Annotated in this window: 24 protein-coding genes; 13 read left to right on the top strand and 11 right to left on the bottom strand. The window is 64.0% G+C overall.

The annotated features are described in order from the left end of the window. Positions 1–49: 49 nt before the first annotated feature. A complete protein-coding gene (locus CK215_RS20935) occupies positions 50–1,570 on the top strand; it encodes an FAD-dependent oxidoreductase (RefSeq protein WP_095832017.1) in 1,521 nt (506 codons plus the stop codon). A gap of 95 nt (positions 1,571–1,665) precedes the next feature. Here CK215_RS20935 and CK215_RS20930 read toward each other — a convergent pair whose 3' ends face one another. After that, positions 1,666–1,854, bottom strand: a complete 189-nt coding sequence (locus tag CK215_RS20930) for a hypothetical protein (RefSeq protein WP_066992893.1) — start codon at positions 1,852–1,854, stop codon at positions 1,666–1,668. Positions 1,855–2,073: 219 nt separating this feature from the next. Then, complete coding sequence (locus CK215_RS20925) at positions 2,074–2,283, bottom strand: cold-shock protein (RefSeq protein ID WP_066992896.1); 210 nt, start codon at positions 2,281–2,283, stop codon at positions 2,074–2,076. 543 nt (positions 2,284–2,826) lie between these two features. Between CK215_RS20925 and minC the strand changes: the two genes are divergently transcribed. The 3 genes from minC to minE all read left to right on the top strand — a co-directional run bounded on the left by minC (position 2,827) and on the right by minE (position 4,883). Then, positions 2,827–3,690: a septum site-determining protein MinC gene (minC, locus tag CK215_RS20920; RefSeq protein WP_095778967.1), complete on the top strand. Its 864-nt coding sequence runs from the start codon at positions 2,827–2,829 to the stop codon at positions 3,688–3,690. Between the two features lie 108 nt (positions 3,691–3,798). Further along, entirely contained in the window at positions 3,799–4,614 is an 816-nt protein-coding gene (gene minD, locus CK215_RS20915; RefSeq protein ID WP_067321964.1) for a septum site-determining protein MinD, read from the top strand. Next, positions 4,611–4,883, top strand: coding sequence for a cell division topological specificity factor MinE (minE, locus tag CK215_RS20910; RefSeq protein ID WP_042638296.1), 273 nt, complete (start codon positions 4,611–4,613; stop codon positions 4,881–4,883). The genes minD and minE overlap by 4 nt, the downstream gene beginning before the upstream one ends. A 362-nt stretch (positions 4,884–5,245) precedes the next feature. On the opposite strand, the gene CK215_RS20905 is transcribed toward minE, so the two are convergent. From CK215_RS20905 to CK215_RS20890, 4 genes are all read right to left on the bottom strand, one after another. After that, positions 5,246–7,018 (bottom strand): ABC transporter ATP-binding protein, encoded by a 1,773-nt coding sequence (locus CK215_RS20905; RefSeq protein WP_245418752.1) that lies wholly within the window; start codon positions 7,016–7,018, stop codon positions 5,246–5,248. After that, positions 7,015–8,040 (bottom strand): glycosyltransferase, encoded by a 1,026-nt coding sequence (locus CK215_RS20900; RefSeq protein ID WP_095832015.1) that lies wholly within the window; start codon positions 8,038–8,040, stop codon positions 7,015–7,017. The genes CK215_RS20905 and CK215_RS20900 overlap by 4 nt, the downstream gene beginning before the upstream one ends. A 112-nt stretch (positions 8,041–8,152) precedes the next feature. Next, complete coding sequence (locus CK215_RS20895) at positions 8,153–9,268, bottom strand: glycosyltransferase family A protein (protein WP_245418751.1); 1,116 nt, start codon at positions 9,266–9,268, stop codon at positions 8,153–8,155. Beyond that, a complete protein-coding gene (locus CK215_RS20890; RefSeq protein ID WP_095828739.1) occupies positions 9,265–10,416 on the bottom strand; it encodes an acyltransferase in 1,152 nt (383 codons plus the stop codon). Before CK215_RS20890 ends, CK215_RS20895 begins: the two co-directional genes overlap by 4 nt. A gap of 577 nt (positions 10,417–10,993) precedes the next feature. Here CK215_RS20890 and CK215_RS20885 point away from each other — a divergent pair. From CK215_RS20885 to CK215_RS30845, 3 genes are all read left to right on the top strand, one after another. Beyond that, positions 10,994–11,821 (top strand): DMT family transporter, encoded by an 828-nt coding sequence (locus tag CK215_RS20885; RefSeq protein WP_245418750.1) that lies wholly within the window; start codon positions 10,994–10,996, stop codon positions 11,819–11,821. 377 nt (positions 11,822–12,198) lie between these two features. Further along, a complete protein-coding gene (locus tag CK215_RS31375; RefSeq protein ID WP_170950345.1) occupies positions 12,199–12,693 on the top strand; it encodes a hypothetical protein in 495 nt (164 codons plus the stop codon). Positions 12,694–13,285: 592 nt separating this feature from the next. Next, complete coding sequence (locus tag CK215_RS30845; RefSeq protein WP_141245506.1) at positions 13,286–13,780, top strand: hypothetical protein; 495 nt, start codon at positions 13,286–13,288, stop codon at positions 13,778–13,780. A 189-nt stretch (positions 13,781–13,969) separates the two neighbouring features. On the opposite strand, the gene CK215_RS20870 is transcribed toward CK215_RS30845, so the two are convergent. Both CK215_RS20870 and CK215_RS20865 read right to left on the bottom strand, forming a co-directional pair. Then, positions 13,970–14,614: a response regulator transcription factor gene (locus tag CK215_RS20870; protein ID WP_095832013.1), complete on the bottom strand. Its 645-nt coding sequence runs from the start codon at positions 14,612–14,614 to the stop codon at positions 13,970–13,972. Further along, positions 14,611–16,011 carry a sensor histidine kinase gene (locus CK215_RS20865; RefSeq protein ID WP_095832012.1) on the bottom strand — a complete coding sequence of 467 codons (1,401 nt, stop codon included), beginning with the start codon at positions 16,009–16,011 and terminating at the stop codon, positions 14,611–14,613. Before CK215_RS20865 ends, CK215_RS20870 begins: the two co-directional genes overlap by 4 nt. Before the next feature lie 557 nt (positions 16,012–16,568). Between CK215_RS20865 and CK215_RS20860 the strand changes: the two genes are divergently transcribed. Further along, the gene (locus tag CK215_RS20860) at positions 16,569–16,751 is read left to right on the top strand and encodes a hypothetical protein (RefSeq protein WP_095832011.1); all 183 of its coding nucleotides are present in this window, start codon (positions 16,569–16,571) and stop codon (positions 16,749–16,751) included. A 17-nt stretch (positions 16,752–16,768) separates the two neighbouring features. Here the strand turns inward: CK215_RS20860 and CK215_RS31370 are convergent, their stop codons facing one another. Together CK215_RS31370 and CK215_RS30840 are read right to left on the bottom strand one after the other, a co-directional pair. Continuing rightward, on the bottom strand, positions 16,769–16,927 hold the full coding sequence (locus CK215_RS31370) for a hypothetical protein (protein WP_164747355.1): 159 nt from the start codon (positions 16,925–16,927) through the stop codon (positions 16,769–16,771). Positions 16,928–17,419: 492 nt separating this feature from the next. Beyond that, on the bottom strand, positions 17,420–17,617 hold the full coding sequence (locus CK215_RS30840; protein ID WP_141245505.1) for a hypothetical protein: 198 nt from the start codon (positions 17,615–17,617) through the stop codon (positions 17,420–17,422). Here CK215_RS30840 and CK215_RS20855 point away from each other — a divergent pair. Genes CK215_RS20855 through arsC form a run of 3 tightly spaced genes read left to right on the top strand, consistent with a single transcriptional unit; the run spans position 17,603 to position 19,055 of the window. Continuing rightward, positions 17,603–17,953, top strand: a complete 351-nt coding sequence (locus tag CK215_RS20855; protein ID WP_095832010.1) for a metalloregulator ArsR/SmtB family transcription factor — start codon at positions 17,603–17,605, stop codon at positions 17,951–17,953. The genes CK215_RS30840 and CK215_RS20855 overlap by 15 nt on opposite strands. Continuing rightward, entirely contained in the window at positions 17,950–18,648 is a 699-nt protein-coding gene (locus tag CK215_RS20850; RefSeq protein WP_095832009.1) for an MIP/aquaporin family protein, read from the top strand. Before CK215_RS20855 ends, CK215_RS20850 begins: the two co-directional genes overlap by 4 nt. Beyond that, complete coding sequence (arsC, locus tag CK215_RS20845) at positions 18,645–19,055, top strand: arsenate reductase (glutaredoxin) (RefSeq protein ID WP_067321933.1); 411 nt, start codon at positions 18,645–18,647, stop codon at positions 19,053–19,055. Before CK215_RS20850 ends, arsC begins: the two co-directional genes overlap by 4 nt. 178 nt (positions 19,056–19,233) lie before the next feature. Here the strand turns inward: arsC and CK215_RS20840 are convergent, their stop codons facing one another. Further along, positions 19,234–19,416 carry a hypothetical protein gene (locus tag CK215_RS20840; RefSeq protein WP_066992937.1) on the bottom strand — a complete coding sequence of 61 codons (183 nt, stop codon included), beginning with the start codon at positions 19,414–19,416 and terminating at the stop codon, positions 19,234–19,236. A 204-nt stretch (positions 19,417–19,620) separates the two neighbouring features. Here CK215_RS20840 and CK215_RS20835 point away from each other — a divergent pair, with 204 nt between their 5' ends. Together CK215_RS20835 and CK215_RS20830 are read left to right on the top strand one after the other, a co-directional pair. Further along, positions 19,621–19,770, top strand: a complete 150-nt coding sequence (locus CK215_RS20835; protein ID WP_095778956.1) for a hypothetical protein — start codon at positions 19,621–19,623, stop codon at positions 19,768–19,770. Between the two features lie 166 nt (positions 19,771–19,936). Next, the gene (locus CK215_RS20830; protein ID WP_095783349.1) at positions 19,937–20,209 is read left to right on the top strand and encodes a PilZ domain-containing protein; all 273 of its coding nucleotides are present in this window, start codon (positions 19,937–19,939) and stop codon (positions 20,207–20,209) included. Positions 20,210–20,362: the final 153 nt, after the last annotated feature.

Here is a 20,362-nt window from a genome sequence, read left to right as displayed (position 1 = left end):
CGAGCAGCATTCGGCGCGGGCATCCGATTTCGTTTCGACGAGGCAGGCAATGAACGTCAGCAGCGAAGCGACCAGATCTTTTTGGACACTCGACACCAGCTTGCCCAACGCGCCTCGCCTCGAGCAGGATGAGCATTGTGACGTAGCCGTCATCGGCGCCGGCATCGCCGGCGTTTCCATCGCCTACGAACTGGCATTGGCGGGACGCAAGGTAGTGCTCGTGGATCGCGGTCCCTTGCTCGGCGGCATGACATCGCGCACGACCGCCCATCTGGCACCCATCTGCGACGACGGCTTGAGCGCGCTGATCGACATGCGCGGCGAGGCTCTGGCGCGGGGATTCCAGGAAAGCCAGCAGGCCGCCGTCGACCGCATCGAACGCCATGTCGCCACGCTGGAGATCGACTGCGATTTCCGCCGGCTGGACGGCTTCCTGTTCCCGGCCGCATGGATGGACGAGAAGGAGGCCGCCAGAGAATGCAACAAGGAGTATGCGGCTGCGGCAAAGATCGGCGCCGAGGCTGAGCATGGCAAGGGTGTGCCGCTCAAGGGCCATGAATCGGCGCCCATCCTGCGCTATCCAGACCAGGCGACCTTCCACCCGCTGAAATATTTGCGCGCGCTGCTGGCCGATTTCGAGAAACGAGGCGGCAAGGCATTCGCCGACAGCGCCGTCATCGAAATCGAGGAGGGGGACAAGGTTCGCCTGAAATGCGACGGCGGCTCCACCGTCACGGCTTCGAACGCGGTGTTTGCCACCAATTCCCCGATCAACACCTGGGTCAAGATCCACAGCAAGATGGCGCCTTACCGCACCTATGCGATGGCTTTCGACATCGCCAGGGGAACCCTCCCGGATGCGCTCTACTGGGACATGGATGATCCCTATTACTATGTCCGCCTCAATCCCGGTCCCGGCAAGACGGACTGTCTCATCGCCGGCGGCCGCGATCACAAATCGGGCGAAGCGGATGACGGCGCGGCGCGCTTTGTCGCGCTCGAAGCCTGGATCAGGGCATTGGTGCCCGATCTTGGCGGAGAACGAGCGCGATGGTCCGGCCAGGTCCTCGAAACGATCGACTTTTGCGGCTTCATTGGCCGAAGCCCCGGCAACGGCAACGTCTTCATCGCCACCGGCGACTCCGGCCAGGGCATGACGCATGGCGCCTTGGCCGGACTGCTGATCCGCGATCTGATCGTGGACGGATCGAACTCCTGGGAAGCCGTCTACGCCCCCGACCGGACGCCGCCCGCCGCGCTCGCGCACTACGTCAATGAGAACCTTACGACGGTGAAGAACCTTGCCGGCTATTTGCTGCCCGGTGAGGTTAAGTCGGCCGACGCCCTCGAGCCCGGCGAAGGCGGCATACTTCAGGACGGCTTGAGCAAGTTCGCCGTGTGCCGCGATCGCGACGGCAAGCTGCACCGGCATTCGGCCAGTTGCACGCATCTCGGCTGCATCGTGCACTGGAATTCGACCGAGCAATGCTGGGATTGCCCCTGCCACGGCTCGCAGTTCGCGCCGGACGGAACTGTCCTCAACGGCCCGGCCATCCGGCGTTTGGGATAGTTCAGCTGGAGGGCATTGGATCGGCGATCCCCAGCCGCGGGAACTCGAGCCGAATCGCGTCGGGAGAAGTGGGACTTCCCCAGAGACCTCTGTCGCTATTTTCGCCTTGCCGGCTTCTTCTTTGGCTCCGCTTCAACCGGCCCGCGGGCGAGCCTGGCCGCGCGGAGCCGTTCCGTCTTTGCCTGCCGCGCTGCCGCTTCGCCCTCGATTATCGTGCGCGCCGTCTTCGTGGTGGCTTCGCTCTTGGCGTCGCCCTTCGGCTTGAACACACTGGTTTCGGCCATGGTCTACCTCGCAATTTGAAACGAAGAAGGCCGGGCAAGCCCGACCTTCCAAAGCATATCTCCCGAAATCGGAAACCGGTTAGGGGAAGACATGCGTAAAACCCCAAAACATGTTGCCCGAAATCGGGAGCCGGTTTCGGGACGAAGACATCCGCAAGATCAAAGTGCTCCAAGGCCAATGCCGGTACATCCGCGGTCAAAGGCCATGGATGCACGGCATCAGCCCGCCTGGATATTCTCCGCCGAGCTTTTGCCGTTCCGCTGGTTCTTCACGATGTCGAAGCTCACCTTCTGGCCCTCCGCTAGCGAGCGCATTCCGGCGCGCTCGACGGCGGAGATATGGACGAACACGTCCGGCTGCCCATTGCCCTGCTCGATGAAGCCGAAGCCTTTCGTGGCGTTGAAAAACTTCACGGTTCCAGTAGTCATACGATTTTCCTTTCAAATCGACGCAAATCATCGCCGCCTGGCTGCGTGCCAAACGTCGCAGTCTTCGAAATTGAGAGGGAAGATCGTCAGGGCGCCGAGGCGCAGAAACAACATTCGTTCAACAAGTTCGATTTGAAAAAACATAGCGCTTAACCGCAGCGGCGACAAGGCGAGGCGAAATAATATTATCGAAGGCCGTTGTCCTGAAAAGCTTCCGGGCGACTAATTGCGCTTGCCGCCCGACTCCTATAGCGGGCTTCCGCCCGGCGCCGATGAAAGCGCCGAGATACAGATCTTTATCCCTCGCCGACAAGAACCGAAATGCCCAGCCGATTATTGGCCCGCTAGCCCCGCTGAGCGTTCCCTGCCGGCTCACGCCATGTGTCGAATTGTGTGCTGGATAGACGCTGCGGCGGGTACTGTGACCACCCCGCCACAAAACTTAGCCGCGCCAGTTCCTCAGCGGCCGCCACCCGCAAAATTAACCTTTTGTTAACCATTCGCCCGGCACGCTTTAACCATTGAGTAAGGATTCGTCTGGCCGTGACCTTCGCCGCCCCTTTGCACAACAAATCCATCCGCTTCCGCGCCCGCTCCTTCGTCGCTTTCACGCTGACGCCGGAGGCGCCGATCGACGAGTGGCTGGAGGGGCTCGATCACTGGATCGGCAACTCGCCGGGCTATTTCAATGGCCGCCCGGTAGTGCTGGATCTCAACACTTTGAAGCCGGGGCCGGAGGAGATCGCAGCGCTTGTCGGCACGCTGGCCCGGCGCGGCATCCGCGTCTACGCGATCGAGCTCGAGGGCGCCGAGCTCGGCCCCGATTTGCCGCCGCTGCTCGCCGGCGCCAAGGAGGCGACCGCCGAGGGGTTGCTGGGCAGGGCCGCGCGCAAGGCGAAGGCGGAAGAGATCACGGTCGAGACGGCTACGGTCGAGGACGTGCAGCCGGGGCAAATGAGGGCACCGCAGGATGAGCTGGCGAAGCTCGATGCGCAGAACGCGCGAGCCGCCGAAGCAGCCAAGTCGGAACCGGCCGGGTCGGGGCAGGGTGCTGCACCGGCGCGGCACGAGCCTTCCGCCGGCACCCTGATGATCAAGGCGCCGATCCGCTCCGGGCAGTCGGTCTTTCATCCGCATGGCGACGTCATCGTGCTGGGCTCCGTCGCGTCCGGCTCGGAAATCGTCGCCGGCGGTTCGATCCATGTCTACGGCACGCTGCGCGGTCGGGCGATCGCCGGCTCGGAAGGCAACACATCGGCGCGCATCTTCTGCCGCAAGAACGAGGCCGAGCTGCTCGCCGTCGACGGCTGGTACACCACGGCCGAGGAGATGGAAGGTGTTTCGCGCGGCAAGGCGGTGCAGGCCTTCCTCGAAAACGATGCGCTGTGCGTGGTGCCGCTCGGCTGAGTCTTTGGCCGCGCAAGCTTCGGACCGGTTTCGCGTGCCATTGTCCTTCATGAGTCCGCCGTGCCCGGCACGGCCAGAGAATAAAAATCGCCAACGGAGGCTGGATATATGGGCAAGGTAGTCGTGGTCACCTCGGGCAAGGGGGGCGTCGGCAAGACAACCTCGACGGCCGCGCTCGGCGCTGCCGTGGCCAAGACCGGCAAGAAGGTTGCGCTGGTCGATTTCGACGTCGGCCTGCGCAATCTCGACCTCATCATGGGTGCCGAGCGCCGCGTGGTGTTCGACCTCGTCAACGTTATCCAGGGCACCGCAAAACTGTCGCAGGCGCTGATCCGCGACAAGCGGCTGGAGACGCTCTATCTGCTGCCGGCCTCGCAGACGCGCGACAAGGACGCGCTGACCGAGGAGGGCGTTGCCGAAGTCATCGCCCGGCTGCGCTCGGTGTTCGACTATGTCTTCTGCGACAGCCCGGCCGGCATCGAGCGCGGCGCCCAGCTTGCCATGCGCTTCGCCGACGAGGCGGTCATCGTCACCAACCCGGAAGTGAGCTCGGTGCGCGACTCCGACCGCATCATCGGCCTGCTCGACGCCCGCACCATGAAGGCCGAGCAGGGCGAGCTGATCCAGAAGCACGTGCTGGTCACGCGCTATGACGCGACGCGCGCCTCGCGCGGCGAGATGCTGTCGATCGACGACGTGCTGGAGATCCTTTCGACGCCGCTGCTCGGCATCATCCCGGAAAGCCAGGATGTGCTCAGGGCCTCCAACCTCGGCGCGCCGGTGACGCTCAGCGAGCCGATCAACACCGCCGCCAAGGCCTACCTCGAGGCGGCGCGGCGCCTGGAAGGCGAGGACCTGCCGGTGGTCGTCCCCTTCGAGCGCAAGGGTTTCCTCGAACGGCTTCTCGGAAGGAGGGCGGCATGAGCATTCTCGACCTCTTCAAGCGGCGCACCAGTGCGCCTGTGGCGCGCGAGCGGCTGCAGCTGCTGCTCGCCTATGAACGCCAGAGCCGTGGCCAGCCAGACCTCGTCTCCATCCTGCGCGAGGAGATCATGGCCGTCATTGCCAAGCATGTGCAGATCGACCAGGACTATCTCCAGGTCTCGATGGATCGCGGCGCGACGATGTCGACGCTGGAGATCGACATCCAGATCCCCAACAAGAGCGCCGCGCCGCTCGCGATGGCCGGGTGACTCCTTACCCTCCCCCTCGTGGGGAGGGTCGATCCGAGAAGCGGATCGGGGCGGGGTCGGTGCCGACCCCATGCGGACCTTCGGTCCGACCTCCCCAAGCATGGAGGTAGAACCCCGGCGCTTTTGCACCGGCCTATCAGTCTTGGCCTCTCCGGCGCCGCTAACTCTTCGTCATCCTCGGGCTTGACCCGAGGATCCATGCCGCGAGGTCGGCCGAAGAACGCGGCCGATCAGAATTCTGCGCCGCGGCGTCGCTCTAACGTTCCGGCATGGGTCCTAGGGTCTGCGCGCGTCGCTGCGCTCCTTGCTCCGCCCTAGGATGACGAAGGCGATAGACCGCGATGTTCAGCGCCTCTGCCCCCTCACTCCGGCTGGTACAGCTCATCCATGCTGCGCGCCGCCAGTTCCGCGAACGGCGCCTGCTTCTTCACCCGCCCATGCTCCAGGATCACCAGGTCGTCGCAGAACGCGATGGTCGAGTGGTGATGGCTGATGACGATCGTGGTGCGGCGGCCGGCGCGCGATTTCAGCGTTTCCACGATTGCCGCTTCCGAGAGCCCGTCCACCGCATTTGTGGCTTCGTCGAGGATCAAAATGTCGGGGTCGCGCAGCAGCGCTCGCGCCAGTGCGATGCGCTGCCTTTGCCCGGCCGACAGGTTGACGCCGCGATAGCCGACCACCGTCTGGTAGGCCTGCGGCAGCGTCTCGATGAAGCCATGCGCCTCGGCGAGCATCGCCGCCCGGCGCGCCTCTTCCGCGCTGGCCGTGTCCTTGCCGTAGGTGATGTTGTCGAGGATGGTGCCGTCGACCAGCTCCAGGTCCTGGCTGGCCAGAGCGATATGCGCCCGCCATTGGGCCGGGTCGATCTCGCCGAGCGGCGCGCCGTCGACGAGGATGCGGCCGCCATCGGGCTCGACGAAGCGGCAGAGCAGGTTGACGATGGTCGTCTTGCCGGCGCCGGAGCGGCCGATCAGCGCCGTCGAACGGCCGCTCACGATGTCGAAGCTCGCCGCATGCAGCACCGCCGCGCGCTGCTCCTCATTGGCATAGCTGAAGCTGACGCCCTCGAAGGCGATCTTTCCGCCGAGTCCCGCGAACGGACGGCTGCCCGTGGGCGGCGCGGGCTTGCCCTCGGGGTCGAGCAGCCAGGTCACCTCCTCCAGCGAGCCGGAAAGCCCCTGCAGCTGGCTCCAGGTCATCTGCAGCGCGCGCACATGCGGCTGCAGGCGGTAAAGCAGGATGAGGAAGGCGGCGACCAACGGGAAGCTCAAGCCGGCAAGCCAGGCGCCGATCACCACCGCCAGGAAAAGCACAGCGTGCAGCACTTCGGTGAGCGGCGCCAGCGCGCCCTGGCGGTTGGAAAGCGTGAAGGCCGCCCGCCGCACGCTGTCCGATGCCTTCTCGAACGCCGCCTTCTCGCGCGCCTCCTGGCCGAAGATGCGGATGAGACGGCCGGCATGCACCAGGTGCAGCATCTGCGAGGCTAAAGCGCTGTTGCGCGCCGCGACGCTGCGGCTCGGCGCCTTGAGATGCGCCGACAGCGCCATATGTGCCGCTTGCACCAGCGCCAGCCCGAGCATCACCAGCAGCGTCATCTGCCAGGATAAGAGCAGCAGGAAGGCAAGCAGGATAACCGCCGCCGAGGCGCTGACGATCGCGCCGAGCACCCCCTGCATGGCATCCGACGCACGCCAGGATTCGTTGGAGATGATGTTGAGCAGCCGCCCTGGGCTCTCCTTCAGGAAGAACGGATAGCCGACGCTGAGCAGGCGTTCGGCGAGCGCGCCGCGGATCGACTGGCCGGCCTTGCCGTAGATATGCGCGGTCAGCACCGCATTGGCGAAGGCAAGCAGGTTCTTGAGCAGGATCGAGCCGAGGATCGCGGCCGAAATCGCGATCAGCCGCTCGCGCTCGCCGAGCCCGGCGCCGACCTTCTGCAGCAGGGCGGAAAGGCCGGCCATGCCGGTCGCCTCGCCATGTCCCATGATGATGCCGAGCAGTGGGATGATCAGCCCGATGCCGAAGCCTTCGAGCGCAGCACTCGCAAGCCCGAGCGCGACGACAGCGGGCAGCAGGCCGAGCTGACGGCGGCCGAGCGCCCGCCGCAGCATCGCCAGTGTCGGGTGCCCGCTCATGGCGCGCCGGCCTCCGTCCTGACCTCGGCGGCTTCCTCAGCGCGCGGCGGCTGCCGATCGGGCCGCCCCGCCAGCACGAGCGTCATCAATTTCGCCGCGCCCGCGAGGTTCATCAAAACGATCGGCCAGTGCGAGAGCCTGAGATCCTGGTCGAAGCGCGGGCCGCCGATCAGCTCGCGCGTGGCGGCACGCGCCGCCCAATAGAAATGGCGAAGCAGCCATGGCGCGCGGCGGAAATGCTTGAGACACAGCGCGCCATTGCCGAAATGATAGTCGCGGTGCAGCCGATCGATCGCCTTGCGGCCACGCCGGCCGTGGTGATGGAAGATCGTCATGTCGGGCACATATTCCACCGCCATGCCGGCGAGCATGGCGCGCACCAGGTAGTCGGTGTCTTCCGCCGAGCGCAGCGGCCCGCCGGCGCCGAAGCGTTCGTCGAAGGGGCCGATGCGAGCGGCGACGTCGCGATGCATGGTCATGTTGCAGCCGAGCACGAAGCCGCCCGGATGCACGGCGGGCGTCAGCCGCTGGCGCTCGTCGCAGCGCTTGATGGTGAAGGGCAGGTCGCGCGCATCGCCGAGTTCGACGCGGCCGCCGCGGATCAGCCATTTCTCACCGCTTGCATAATGCCGTTGGAGGTCGGCGAGGTAGTTGCGGTCGAGCCTGCAGTCGTCGTCGTTGAAGACCAGCACGTGCCCGCGCGCCCGCGCCAGCCCCGCATTGCGCGCCGCCGCCAGCCCGGGCCGCGGCTCTGAGATCGCCGTAAGTGGAATGTCGGAGCTCGCGGCGATCCGGGAAAGATATTCCGCCGTGCCGTCGCGCGAGCCGTTGTCGACCACCACCAGTTCGGCGGCGAAGGCGGGATGCGCAAGACAGGCGGCACGGATCGAATCGATGCAGGCTTCAAGCACCGCCGCGCGGTCACGCGTGCAGACGATGAAGGAGACCTGCGGCCGCTGCCTGGGCCAGGGAGGCGCGGGCAGGGCCGGGTGCCTCGGCAGGGGATGGCGCGCGTCGTTCATGGAGAGGGCTCCGCGCTGAAGCTGCTGACCTCCCCGCTTGTCAGGGGAGATTGGCTTTCGCGCCGGCTTTCGCCGATCTCCAGCGCCGGCGAGTGGACGCGGCCAAAGCTGCTCATGCCGCCTCCATCCTGTAAGGCGCCAGCACCGATGCCGCCGGCGTGGATTTGAAGCGGTAGGCGAGCCTGTCGGCCTGCTTGCCGGCCCACATCGAAGCCTGGCTGAGCCACGGTGCCCAGGCCCCGGGGCGCAACGCATATTGCTCGCGGCGGCGGATCGCGTTCCATTTCGCCGCAAGCGTCAAAAGCTCATGCGTGAGCGCGGGTTGCTCCTCGTCGTTGACGAGCTGGTAGAGGAAATAGAAGAGGTTGAGCGCACCGGCCTCGAAGCTCGGGCGCACCGCCGCGGGTAGCGCGGCAATCCGCTCTTCCAGCGCGCGGATGAGGGCTGCTGCCCCGGCCACCGTCGCGAAGGAAACTTGATCGCCGATGGCGCGCAGGTCCTTAGTATCGTCCATCAGACCCTCGCGCTCGAGGTTTTCGCCGACGATCCTGAGATGCGTGCGCCGCATCTCCTCCACATGCCGGCTGGTCACGCTGCCGGAATGCACGCGGTAGACCAGCAGCCTCTCCTCCATCAGGGCCGCCGGATAACGGTCGGCGAGCCGGCGGAAGAGGTCGAAATCCTCGGCATGCCGGTAGGCGGCGTCGTAATGAAGGTCGGCCTCGCCGATCACCCGGCGGTTGTAGACCACGGTCGGGTGCATGAAGATCGTGAAGAACTTCGCGAGCACGGCGAGGTCGAGGCGGAACACCGGGTCGAACCTGCCGGACGCGATACGGCCACGCACCAGCATGTCGACGATCGAGCCGCAGAAGCCGAGCTCGGGGCGCGTTGCAAACAGCGCCGCCTGGCGCGACAGCCGCCAGGGATAGGCGAAGTCGTCGGCGTCCATACGCGCGACCAATTCGCCTTGCGCGCTCGCCAACCCCTCATTGAGGGTGGCGACGAGACCGCGGTTCTCGCGCGAAACAATGGATACGCGGCTGTCCGCCTTGCGGAAGCGGTCGAGGATCTCCAGCGACCGGTCGGTCGAACCGTCGTCGATGGCGATGATCTCGAGCCGGCTGTAATCCTGCCGCAGGATCGATTGGATTGCAGCGCCGACATAGGGCTCGGCATTGTAGACCGGCAGCAGCACGGAGATGAGAGGAGTGGCGCTCGCCATCATCGCCTCGCCTCGGTTCGCTGCAGGTCGAGCGCGGACACGCTGGCCGGCGGGCCTATCCAGCTTGTCTCGCCCGCCATGCCCGCGCGCGACCGCGCGACATAGGGGAAATAGCGCTTGAGACTGTTGAGCGGCTTTTCGAACAGCGCCCAGGAGAGTGAGGCGACAAGCAGCGTGGCGGCGCCTGCGACAAGGAAGCGGCCAGGCCCTTGCTCCGAGACGTTGAGCGGGATCCAGGGCTGCGCCTTGACGGCGTAGGCGAGAAGGATCGGGTGGTAGAGATAGACGCCGTAGCTGATGCGGCCGAGGAAAAGCAGCGGTGGCAGTTCGGCCAGCTTGCCGAGCCTGCCGCCGAGGCCGTTGGAGCAGGCGGCGACGATCGCCACCAGCGGCACCAGCGGCAGCACCTGCACCAGCGCCCAGTGCCCCCACTCCCATGCCGAGTTCGCCGGTCCCGGATCGGACCAGACGACGAGCAGGAAAACGACCGCGAAAGCCGGCCAGCCGAGCCGCATCCAGCGCGGCACATCGGCGCCCCTGGCGCGGCGAACGGCAAGCAGGGCGCCGCAGCCGAGCGCGTCCATAGAGGCCGGCGGCAACAGGTCCCGGGCGAGCGCCGGGTTGGCGGTGAGCGGCCAGTAGAAGCGGTACGCGAACGAGAAGAGGATGACGCCGATCGTGATCGCCTCGATACGCCGGCGCGGCGCCAGCAGCACGATCAGCGGCCAGGCGAGATAGAACTGCTCCTCGATGCTGAGGCTCCAGAAATGGCAGAGGAGCCAGGGGTTCCAGTCGTTGCGCAGCGCATACCAGAAGTTCGAGAGATAAAGCGCATGCCAGGCAAGCGACGAGCTGGACTCTTCCAGATTGGTGACCCAGACCAGGGCCAGCACCGCGAAATAAGGCGGAAAAATCCGGATTATGCGCCTGGCGTAGAAGGCGCGCAGCGCTGGCCCGGAAGCGAATGCGTTGCTGTCACGCGCGTCCAGCAAAAGCCGGGTGATCAGGAAGCCGGAGAGCACGAAGAACAGCCGCACGCCGAGATGGCCGAGGAAGGAGGTGCCGTTCGGCGCAAGGAAATGCGCGTAAAGCACCAGCGTGACGGCTACAGCTCGCACTGCATCAAGCTGGATGTCGCGCTGACCTGTCATTGGCGGGGTCCCCCGGCTCCGCCGTAAGATCCTGCGCTGGACCTGCAAAGCACGCCGGCTCGGCCTGTCGACGAATCTCCGTCCGGGGCGAGAGTGCCGTCCTTGGCTATCAGCGGAATGCCCATTCGGCTCAACGTAGCGGCATCCTCCACTGCCCATGTTGGTTAACATCTGTCTCGGCTTATGTTGCGGCGCAACACACAATGCTTACGGGTTTGAAATAAAGCTGTGATCGGGAAGGTTGCAGAACAAAGTTGTCCGCGGGCGATTTGGCCTATGGTCCTATATACGCAGGGGCGTTTGGTCCGACTTCGGTAGTATTTATCGCCAAGGATGTTGGGGCTTTTCGCTGCAACTGGAGCGCGTGTTTCGGCCTGTATTTACAGTAACGCCTCACTTAGCTGAAGATTGCTAAGCGGCGTTGTGAAAACTGTTTTGACTTTCAAAGTCTTGTGCGGTGCAGCAAACCAGTCGCGAGACCTTAGAGGTCTTGTCCAACCATCCGGCCCCGTTGCCTCAAGACAAGGGAACCGCCAGTCTCTATCTCCACCTCGGACTGGGCGCGGGGGATGGAGAAGTGACGTCGACGCCGATCGCAAAACCGCAGGCGCCGCTGGGGGCCTTGCCCGTGCTTGGCCTGCTCAGCGCCATCCTTTCGGTGCAGGTTGGCGCCGCCTTCGCCAAGGGCCTGTTTCCGGTCCTTGGGGCCGAGGGCACAACGATGCTGAGGCTCGTCATCGGCGCGTTGATGCTGGCGGCAGTGCTCAGGCCATGGAAAGTGCTGCCGACGCGAAAGGGATTGCCTTGGCTCGCCGCTTATGGCGTCACCGTTTCGGTGATGAACCTGCTCTTCTATGCCGCGCTCGAGCGCATTCCGCTGGGCATCTGCGTGGCGCTCGAGTTCACCGGCCCGCTTTTTGTCGCCACACTCGGCTCGAGGCGCCTTCTCGACCTCGTCTGGGTGGTGCTTGCCGTCGCCGGCATCGTGCTGCTCTCGCCGTTCGCCGATATCAGCCGCGGGCTCGATCCGATCGGCGTGCTGCTTGCGCTTGCCGCCGGCGCCTGCTGGGGTCTCTATATCATCTTCGCGCAGAAGGCCGGCGCCGAGCTTGGCGCCCGCACCTCGGCCTATGGCATGGCGATCGCCGCGCTGGTCGCGCTGCCTTTTGGCTTCACCGCAGCCGAACCTTATCTCACCGACCCCCATGTCATGGCGGCCGCGGGCGTCGTCGGGCTGTTCTCCAGCGCGCTGCCCTTCTGGCTGGAGATGATGGTGCTCGCCAGAATGCCGGCGAAAGTCTATGGCATGATCGTCTGCCTAGAACCCGCAGGCGCCGCGCTGACCGGGTTTCTCTTCCTGCATGAAAGCTTGAGCGTTTGCAATGCGCCGGTATTGGCGCCGTGATTGCCGCCGCGTTCGGCGCGGCCGTAGCGGCGAGAGCGCCGGTTCCGTCACCCTGTTGAGGATCAATGCATGTCGCCTGAGGGCGCGCCGGTTTTGGGAGAGCATGAGAACAAAAGACTCGAAGCGCGTCGCTCGAATTCGTTTCAGCGAAACGCGCTCATTCACGCCTGAAAAAAGCCGTGCGCAGCCGCGTCCAACTACATCTGTTGGTTGAGATAGGACTTAGGTCCGATTTCATTGCGAAAAAGGTCTGAAAAAGCAAGACAAGGGTCGTGGGCCACTTCCCCACGACGGGTTGATTGGGGATGCTGATGTTGCGACATTGCCGGTGGGGTAGTTCGGCCGAAGGGTCGGATGGCTGGCAAGGGGAGATTGGGATGCGCGTATCGCGCATGGGCTGCAGGCATGTCTTGCGGGCGCTTGTTGCGCTGGCGCTTGTTGTCGCGCCTTTTCATCTCTCCTTCGACGGTCCCGTCGTGGCCAAGGCCTATGCCGGCAAAGGCGGCAATGGCGGTGGGAACAGCGGCGGCGGAAACGGTAACGGCAACGGCGGCGGCAACAACGGTAACGGCAACGGCAACTCGGGCGGCAACAACGGAAACAGCAACTCGGGCGGCAACAACGGCAACGGAAATAGCGGCAAAGGCAAGGGCGCAACGAGCACTGCCGCCGCCGCCGATGTCGATGATCATGTGAATGCTGCGACCGGCGACAAGGTCGAGGTCGGTGCCAATAGCATCCAGGTCACGCACCGGAACGGAATGAAGGAGAGGATCGAGAACGGCCGTTTCAGGATGGAGGACAAGTTTGGTCGCACCATCGTCGAGCGCAAGGCCACAGTGGCCGATCTCGATCGCCTGAAGAGTTTGTGAGAGCGAGGTTCTATCTGGATTAGATCTTAAGGGGCCAAAAGCCAGCGCTGCAAAATCAGGTTGCCACCTTTTGCTTCGTCTCTTCGGTCCTGATCGTCTTACGACAGAACTCCCGCTGCTCACCTTGCCCCCGCCTTTTGGCGGGGGTACTTTTTGGGGGCCCTTGAGACGGCTGCCGGATCAGGCGGGCTCTTGGCGCATGCCCCCCGCAGTCCGGGAACAATTCATGCGCAAACCAAAGGTTACGGCGCTTTTCCGCCCAGGAGGGCGCATGCGCCGTAGCATGCCGCGGTTCGTTGAGTGTCCGCGCCGTTCTCGCGTGCGACAGTCATAATGAATTGCTAACCGCTTTCCAAGCGATTTTGGTTAACGCGACGGCAGTCGCAGCCTCCAGTTGTGTTCCCGGCTGGTGCGACAATGGTCCCCAAGTGACTGCAAAAAGGTCCGACCGGACATGGCATGGGTCGTGGGCCGCTTCCGTAACCTTACCAAAGCGTGAATCTTGTCTGGTCAAGACACCGGTTCCGCCTTGGCGGGCTGAGAGCGGAACTTCGGCAGGGCCGAGGCGGAACCGGCATGAACCAAGGACGGCATGCGCGAACCCGCCTCAAAAAGGTTTGTCCGCCTTACGCTGCGCGCCGCGGCCGCGCTGGCGCTTTTTGCCGCGCCTGGTCATTTCACGTCCAATAGCCTCGCCAAGCTCCTGGTGGCCACCGCTTATGCCGACAACGGCAATGGCGGCGGCAACGGCAATGGCGGCGGCAACGGCGGCGGGGGCAACAGCGGCGGCGGAAACGCTGGCGGCAATTCCGGCAACAGCAATGCCGGTGGCGGCAATGCCAATGCCGGTCCTGGCAACAACAGCGGCAAAGGCAACACCAGCCCCGGCGGCAAGGCCGCCAGCCGTGTCAATGCGGCGACGGGCGACATAGTCGAGATCGACGGCAACAGGATCACCATCATCCACCGCAACGGCATGAAGGAAGAGATCGAGAACGGACGCTTCGAGATGAGCGATGCGCAAGGCCGCACCATCGTCGAGCGCCGGGCGACCGAGAAGGATCTGGCCCGTCTGCTAGGCTTGTGAGGGCCGAGAGAAGCTACCCCCTTTTCCCGCGCCTTCGCATGTCACCCCCGCCTTCAGAGGCGGGGGTGATTTGCTTTTGAAGTGACGGTGAATGGTGGATAGGGAATAGGGAATAGTAATCAACGAAACGCACTTCACCGAATGGGAACGCGCCGACGCTTCACCATTCACTGTACTTTCCACTATTCACTAATTCCTCTCTCGCGCTTCATGCATCAGCAGCGCCGCCTCCGTCCGATTGCGCACGTTGAGCTTGGCGAGCACTCGGGTCATGTGGTGCTTGACCGTCTTTTCCTGCAGCGACAGCCGCATCGCGACCTCCTTGTTGCTCAGGCCCTCCGCCACCAGCCGCAGGATCTCGGCCTCGCGGCCGGTGAGCTGGCTGAGCGGGTCGGGCTTGCGGCTGGTGGGCTGCAAGAGGTCCGACAGCAGCCGGGCCGAAAGCGTCGGTGAAACGTAGCTCTGGCCGTTGGCGACGTCGCGCAAGATCTCGGCCAGCGACTTGGAGCCGACGCCTTTCAGCACATAGCCGCGCGCGCCCGCCTTCAGCGCCTGGGCGACGTCGGCATTGGTCTCGGACACGGTGAGCATGACGATCTTCTGCTCGGGCGTCGCCGAAAGGATGCTGGCCAGCGCGTTGAGGCCGCCGCCCGGCATGCTGATGTCGAGCAGCAGCACGTCGGGCGCGCTGGCGCGGACCAGCTTTTCGGCGTCCTCGGCGCTGGCGCCTTCGCCCACAAGCTCGAAGCCGCCGATCTCGCCGAGGCTGCGCGCCACGCCCTCACGAAACAGCGGATGGTCGTCGACAATAGCGATGCGGATGGGTGCGGTCACGGCTGCTCCTCGACAGACAATGTGATTACCAGTCTCGTTCCCCCCGGCCCCGAAAGCGTCTCGAACTGCCCGCCAATGCTTTCGATACGCTCCCTTAGGCCGGCAAGCCCGAGGCCTTCGCTTCGCGCAGGATTGAAGCCCGGACCGGTATCCTGCACCTCGACCAAAAGCTTGCCGCCCTTCATCGTGGCTCTCACCTGCTGGCCCTTGCCCTTGCCGTGCCGGAAGGCGTTGTTCAGTCCTTCCTGCACGAAACGATAGATGCTGATCTTCTCTGAGGTGCCGAGTTCCGGCAAGCGCTCCGGCAGCGTCAGCAGCACTTTGGTGTCGGTGCGGCGCTCATGCTCGGCGACCGCCAGCCGCAATATGTCGGCCACTGCCTGCGTCTCGATCTGCGGCAGCACCAGGCCGTTGCAGATGCCACGTATCTCGCGCATCGCTTCGCCGAGCGTCTTATGGATGCCGGCGATTTCCGCTTCGCGCTGCGGTTTCGGCGTGGCGGGGTCGACCAGCACCGGACTGTCCATTCTGAGCGCGGCAAGCGCCACCAGCTGCGCCGGGCCGTCATGCAGGTCGGCGCCGATGCGCCTCAGGTAGCGTTCGTTGATGGCAGTGGCTCGCCGCGAGGCGCGCTGCACGCGTTGGCGTAGCGACGAGTTCTGCGCCAGCGCCTCCTGCAACTCGGTGACCTTGGCTTCCAGCGCGGCACGCTGCGTCTGGATGGTGCGGCTGCCGCGAAACACGATGCCCGACAGCAGCGCCAGCGAGGCGGCGGTGGCGCCGGCCACCACCAGCCAGGTCCATCTGAGCGCTGAGTTCAGCGTCTCCTGGAAATCGTCGGCGACTTCGTAGAATTCCGACACCGCCACCACTTCGCCCGACCAGGGTTCGCGCACGGGGTTGTAGATCTCGAACAACGGCGCGGTCACCGCTTTCTCTTCGCTGGTCTCAGGATCGTCGGCGAGGTTGTTGAATTCCGCCACGACATTGCCGGCAAAGGCCGAGATCAGATTGGGGTTGGGCGGAAACGTCTTGCCGATCAGCTTCGAGTTATCGGCGTAAAGCACCGTGCCGTCGCGCCGCCACAGCTTGAATGACACTAGCCTCTTGCCGAGCGCGCCCTGGCCGAGCGTCTCGTCCAGCGCCCGTTTGACCGTGTCGTCGAGCTCGCGGCTCTTGCGCAGGTCCGGCAGCAGCGGCGCGATCACGCTGTCGACATAGAGCGCCGTCGTGGTGGCGGAGTTGTGCATCACGCCTTCGCGGATTTGCGACGTCACCCAAAGGCCAACCACGAGCATCACCGCCAAAAGCCCGATGCCGCCGGCAATCACAAACTGCCAGGCCAGCGACAGCCCGCTCCAGATTTGCACAGATCGCTTCAAGGTCTCCCTGACCATACGCGCGATTCACCCCACCACGGACAAAGAGTATAGGCCAGCCGCGGCAATTGCGACACCGACCTTGGTCCCGCCTTCAGGCGAGCGGTTAACAGCGCGGCCGTCGAGGCTGCAGAAACCGCTTGCAGGTGCCAAGAACGCCTAGTCCGGCCCTCGGCACAGATGCGGGCGGAACATTAGCAGTTTCTAAGTGTTGAGGTCTTTGCGAGGGCTTCCGAAAGAAACTTCGGCCTATGCCCCCTTGGCAGGCGCGTTTCCTGACCGCCGACATGTGGAGAGGACCATGAACAACATCATCTGGATCGTAGGTGCTATCGTCATCGTGATCGCCATTTTGAGTTTTCTGGGTCTGCGCTGATTCGAGCCGGGCCGCTCGTAGCGATGGCGGCGCGAATGAAACGTGCGGCGGCTTGGGGTGGCCTTGGCCATCCGGCTTTTGGTCGTGCTCGCGGGTATGATCACGGCACTTGTTTTCAGGCGGATGGGCTGGAACGCAAAATAGGGCGACCGCGTTTTGTCTCGCTATGTCGAGGAGTTCTCACCTTCACAAGGCCGAGATGCCAGGCTTGGCCTCGATTGCCGAGGCGGAGCGCCAGGCGCGCGCCGAAAAGAACGCTAGACTGAGGGATCTTCGTACGCATACATCGTGGCTGGTGTTCGATCCCGACGCGCTTTTCCGGGACGAGATCGACTGCTCGGCGCTGCTCGGTGAAGTGCCTGGCCTAAAAATCGTCGGCTAGGAGAGGTCTCTCGGCTGTCAGGCCGGCTGAAGCCGTCCGACAGGTGCGCCGCGCGAGATCGCTATCAGCCGCGCAACGGCCAATGGCGCCAAGAACATGAAAACCGTCGTGATGCCGAGGAAGATCGACCAAGCCAGATCGATCACGCTGTGGTCATAGCAGACTGCGAATTCCATGGCGCCTTACCCTTTTATCCACCCGGCTGCGCATCAGGTTGCCACGCATTGGGCCAAGCATGATCCTCATTTTCAAGAAATACAAGAGATCGCTAATTTGGGTAGTGGGTCAGTTTGAAAGTCCATCCCGATCAGAATAGGCGCTTTCGCCTAGGCCCCGTCCGGAAATAGGCGGAGACGGGCATCACCGACAAGCTTTGGGAGAAGCGCGAACATCGTTGAGCTTGTCGAAGCCGAGAAGCCAACAGTGCGCGGCCCTTACAAAAAGCGCACAACCTAAAAAGAGAAGGGCTCGCAGCGATTGGGTGCGAGCCCTTTTCCTTGCCAAGAGCGACATTGTTGGGCGTGCTCCAGCGGCCGGATAATCATCACAATCAAGGGTTTGAAGGAAGCTGGCGATCATTCACATTTGTTCAATAGAGGGTGATGGACGGGGGAGTTTGGGCTAACCCGTGATTCAAACCGACCCACTATCCTAGTTGAGGTGGAATTTCACCGGCCGGCCGCGTCATAACGAAACACCAGCGGCTTGTCTCGGCAATCAGCCACCGCGTGGAGCAGATCGCCGATACTCAGGTCAGACGGATCCAATGGAGGAGCAGCGACGATTTTTTGGTTGTCAGGAGTGAGCATGACGGCTATGCCTCGTTTCAATATTTCAAGGATTGTTGAAACGTGGATGAGCGTCAAGCCCTGATGGCCTTTGGTGCGCTGTCGCAGGAAACGCGGCTGAAACTGCTTCGGTTGCTGGTGGTTGCCGGGCCGGACGGCATCGCCGCCGGTTCGCTTGCCGAACAGGTCGAGGTCTCTCCGTCCAATGTCAGCTTCCATCTCAAGGAACTGGAGCGCGCCGGCCTGGTCGGCACGCGCCGCGACGCACGCTCGATCGTCTACAACGCGCAATACGATGCGCTTTCCGCTCTGATCCGCTTCCTGATGGAGGATTGCTGCTCGGGCCGGCCGGAAATCTGCGCGCCGGCGCTCGCCGCCCCGTGCTGCCGGCCGGGCGAGGGACCCCGGCAATGATCTCTTACGATCTGCCGCGACGTGCCGTTGCTGAAGCCCTGGGCGCCGGCCTGCTGGTGGCAACGGTGGTCGGTTCCGGCATCATGGCGGAGACGCTGACGCATGACACCGCGCTGGCGCTGCTCGCCAACACGCTCGCGACCGGCGCCATGCTGGTGGTGTTGATCACCATCCTCGGACCGATCTCGGGGGCGCATTTCAATCCGGCCGTCTCGCTCGTCTTCTGTTTGAACCGGTCGCTGCCGGCGCGCGATCTGCCTGCCTATCTCGCCGCGCAGTTCGCCGGCGGCATCGCCGGCACGATCGCCGCGCACCTCATGTTCGCCCTGCCGCCCTTGGAAATCGCGACCAAGCTGCGCGCCGGACCGGCGCAATGGTTTTCGGAGATTGTCGCGACATTCGGCCTGGTCGCTGTAATTCTCGCCGGCCTGCGCTTCGAGCGACGGGCTGTGCCATGGCTGGTAGGCCTCTTCATCACCGCCGCCTACTGGTTCACCGCCTCTACGTCCTTCGCCAATCCGGCCGTCGCCGTGGCGCGTGCGCTCACCGACAGCTTTTCCGGCATCAGGCCGGCCGATCTCCCCGGTTTCATCGTCGCCGAACTGCTCGGCGCCTTTATCGCGCTGGCGCTGATGGGATGGCTGCTGCGGCCCGAATCCATCGAGCAATCCGAGCCACTGAAAGCCGAGCCATGACGGTCACCATCTACCACAACCCCGCTTGCGGCACCTCGCGCAACACGCTTTCCATGATCCGCGCCAGCGGTGAGGAGCCGATGGTGATCGAATACCTGAAGGCGCCGCCGAGCCGCGAACGGCTACTCGAATTGATCGCGGCGATGGGCATCACCCCGCGCGACCTGTTGCGGGAGAAAGGCACGCCCTACGCGGAGCTTGGCCTCGCCGATCCGAAATGGAGCGACGACGAGCTGATCGGTTTCATGCTCGCCCATCCCATCCTCATCAACCGGCCGATCGTGGAGACGCCCAAAGGCACGAGGCTCTGCCGGCCGTCGGAGGCGGTGCTGCCGCTGCTCGACAACCCCGTGCGCGAATTCATCAAGGAGGATGGCGAGAAGGTCGCCTGGTTGCCGCAAACCTAGAGCGCCAGATGCTTCATGAAGTAGATCGAGGCTCGTGGTTTGCGAACGGGTCGACAAAGTGATGCGGCACGACACCGACTTCTTGCCAGTTTCTGCATAAGGTCCGCCGCTATCGGAGCTTGGCGATAGATTTGTCGCGCGGCGAACCCATGGCGGCGATCGCTACGCCGGCAGCCGATCAGGCGCAGTCCTTCAACTCGACCACCTCGACGCCAAGGCGGAAGGCCTGACCATCGGCATAGGAGCGCGCATATTGCTCGGCTTCGAAAGGGAAGGTCATCGTTGTGCCGTAGGCGGTGACGCGCACCGTCCACCTCTGGCCCTTGACGAGTTCAACGCCGTGAAGCTTGGCCGTCGCCATCTCACCCTCCTCCAGTCCGGCATGCTCGCGGACGCAAAGACTAACGCCGCGGAAGTCGTTTGAGTACAAATAATCCGACCCAATCGTGTCGCTACCGCGTCGATTCCGACATTCGGCGCGGCGCTTCCGTGAAATGGATCACGTTCGCTGCTGGAACCCTGGACAGGTCGAGTGGATTAGACTTACGAGCAGAGGAGGTGTCCCATGATCCGCAAGCTGAAGTCCGGCGACTACCGGCTCTATTCGCGCAAGGTGGATCCGAGGACCGGCAAACGCCGGAATCTCGGCACCTTCAAGTCGCGCGAGGCTGCCGAAAAGCACGAGCGCGAGGTGCAGTATTTCAAGCGGCATTAGCGTCTTGCGGCAACCTCGTTCGGTCCGGCGCCGCCTGTGCGGAAACGGGATCGGCGAGTGGGCAGTGATTAGAAAACGCTAACGGAACGGAAACACGTCTGCGCTAGGGTGGTGCGTCGGGCGAGGGAGTTTGAGCCCGCCGGGCAAGTTTCGGGACCAGTGCATCATGGCCACCTTTCCCCACTTAGAGCGCCGTCTTCATTCACGAGAATTCGTGCTGAAGGAGGCCACGATCGTCACCGGCGACGCCAGCATCAAGTGCTCCGTCCGTAACCAGCACGAGCATGGCGCCGAACTGCGCGTCGGGCCGCAGGTGGAATTGCCCGACCGTTTCACGCTCATTGTTCCCGATGACGACGCCGTCTATCGGGCCGTGGTGCGCTGGCGCCGCAACGAGCGCGTCGGCGTGCAGGTCTACAGCAATTCAATGAAGGGCTGATGGCCTCCTTCGTTAGCCCCGGCAACAAGCTCGAAATATCCAACCAGACAGTGCGGCTCACGGCAATCTACCAGTTTTTGAGGGGGAGCCGCGGCGGAGCGGCGTCGCCGGCTTCTCCACCGCCGTCGTCTCGTTGAGCGCGGGGGCCACGTG

The sequence above is a fragment of the Mesorhizobium sp. WSM3864 genome (assembly GCF_002294955.1).
GTDB lineage: Bacteria > Pseudomonadota > Alphaproteobacteria > Rhizobiales > Rhizobiaceae > Mesorhizobium.
Note: the sequence above shows the minus strand (reverse complement) of the source record. Positions and strands in the feature narration are given on the sequence as shown.

Coding starts and splice junctions, on each gene's coding strand:
- arsC (WP_067321933.1), top strand. CDS start 18,645: ATGACGGTCACCATCTACCACAACCCCGCTTGCGGCACCTCGCGCAAC.
- CK215_RS20835 (WP_095778956.1), top strand. CDS start 19,621: ATGATCCGCAAGCTGAAGTCCGGCGACTACCGGCTCTATTCGCGCAAG.
- CK215_RS20900 (WP_095832015.1), bottom strand. CDS start 8,040: ATGAACGACGCGCGCCATCCCCTGCCGAGGCACCCGGCCCTGCCCGCG.
- CK215_RS20935 (WP_095832017.1), top strand. CDS start 50: ATGAACGTCAGCAGCGAAGCGACCAGATCTTTTTGGACACTCGACACC.
- minE (WP_042638296.1), top strand. CDS start 4,611: ATGAGCATTCTCGACCTCTTCAAGCGGCGCACCAGTGCGCCTGTGGCG.
- CK215_RS20895 (WP_245418751.1), bottom strand. CDS start 9,268: ATGATGGCGAGCGCCACTCCTCTCATCTCCGTGCTGCTGCCGGTCTAC.
- CK215_RS20905 (WP_245418752.1), bottom strand. CDS start 7,018: ATGAGCGGGCACCCGACACTGGCGATGCTGCGGCGGGCGCTCGGCCGC.
- CK215_RS20840 (WP_066992937.1), bottom strand. CDS start 19,416: ATGGCGACGGCCAAGCTTCACGGCGTTGAACTCGTCAAGGGCCAGAGG.
- CK215_RS20830 (WP_095783349.1), top strand. CDS start 19,937: ATGGCCACCTTTCCCCACTTAGAGCGCCGTCTTCATTCACGAGAATTC.
- CK215_RS20930 (WP_066992893.1), bottom strand. CDS start 1,854: ATGGCCGAAACCAGTGTGTTCAAGCCGAAGGGCGACGCCAAGAGCGAA.
- CK215_RS31370 (WP_164747355.1), bottom strand. CDS start 16,927: ATGGAATTCGCAGTCTGCTATGACCACAGCGTGATCGATCTGGCTTGG.
- CK215_RS20865 (WP_095832012.1), bottom strand. CDS start 16,011: ATGGTCAGGGAGACCTTGAAGCGATCTGTGCAAATCTGGAGCGGGCTG.
- CK215_RS20860 (WP_095832011.1), top strand. CDS start 16,569: ATGCCAGGCTTGGCCTCGATTGCCGAGGCGGAGCGCCAGGCGCGCGCC.
- CK215_RS20850 (WP_095832009.1), top strand. CDS start 17,950: ATGATCTCTTACGATCTGCCGCGACGTGCCGTTGCTGAAGCCCTGGGC.
- CK215_RS20890 (WP_095828739.1), bottom strand. CDS start 10,416: ATGACAGGTCAGCGCGACATCCAGCTTGATGCAGTGCGAGCTGTAGCC.
- CK215_RS30845 (WP_141245506.1), top strand. CDS start 13,286: ATGCGCGAACCCGCCTCAAAAAGGTTTGTCCGCCTTACGCTGCGCGCC.
- minD (WP_067321964.1), top strand. CDS start 3,799: ATGGGCAAGGTAGTCGTGGTCACCTCGGGCAAGGGGGGCGTCGGCAAG.
- CK215_RS20925 (WP_066992896.1), bottom strand. CDS start 2,283: ATGACTACTGGAACCGTGAAGTTTTTCAACGCCACGAAAGGCTTCGGC.
- CK215_RS31375 (WP_170950345.1), top strand. CDS start 12,199: ATGCGCGTATCGCGCATGGGCTGCAGGCATGTCTTGCGGGCGCTTGTT.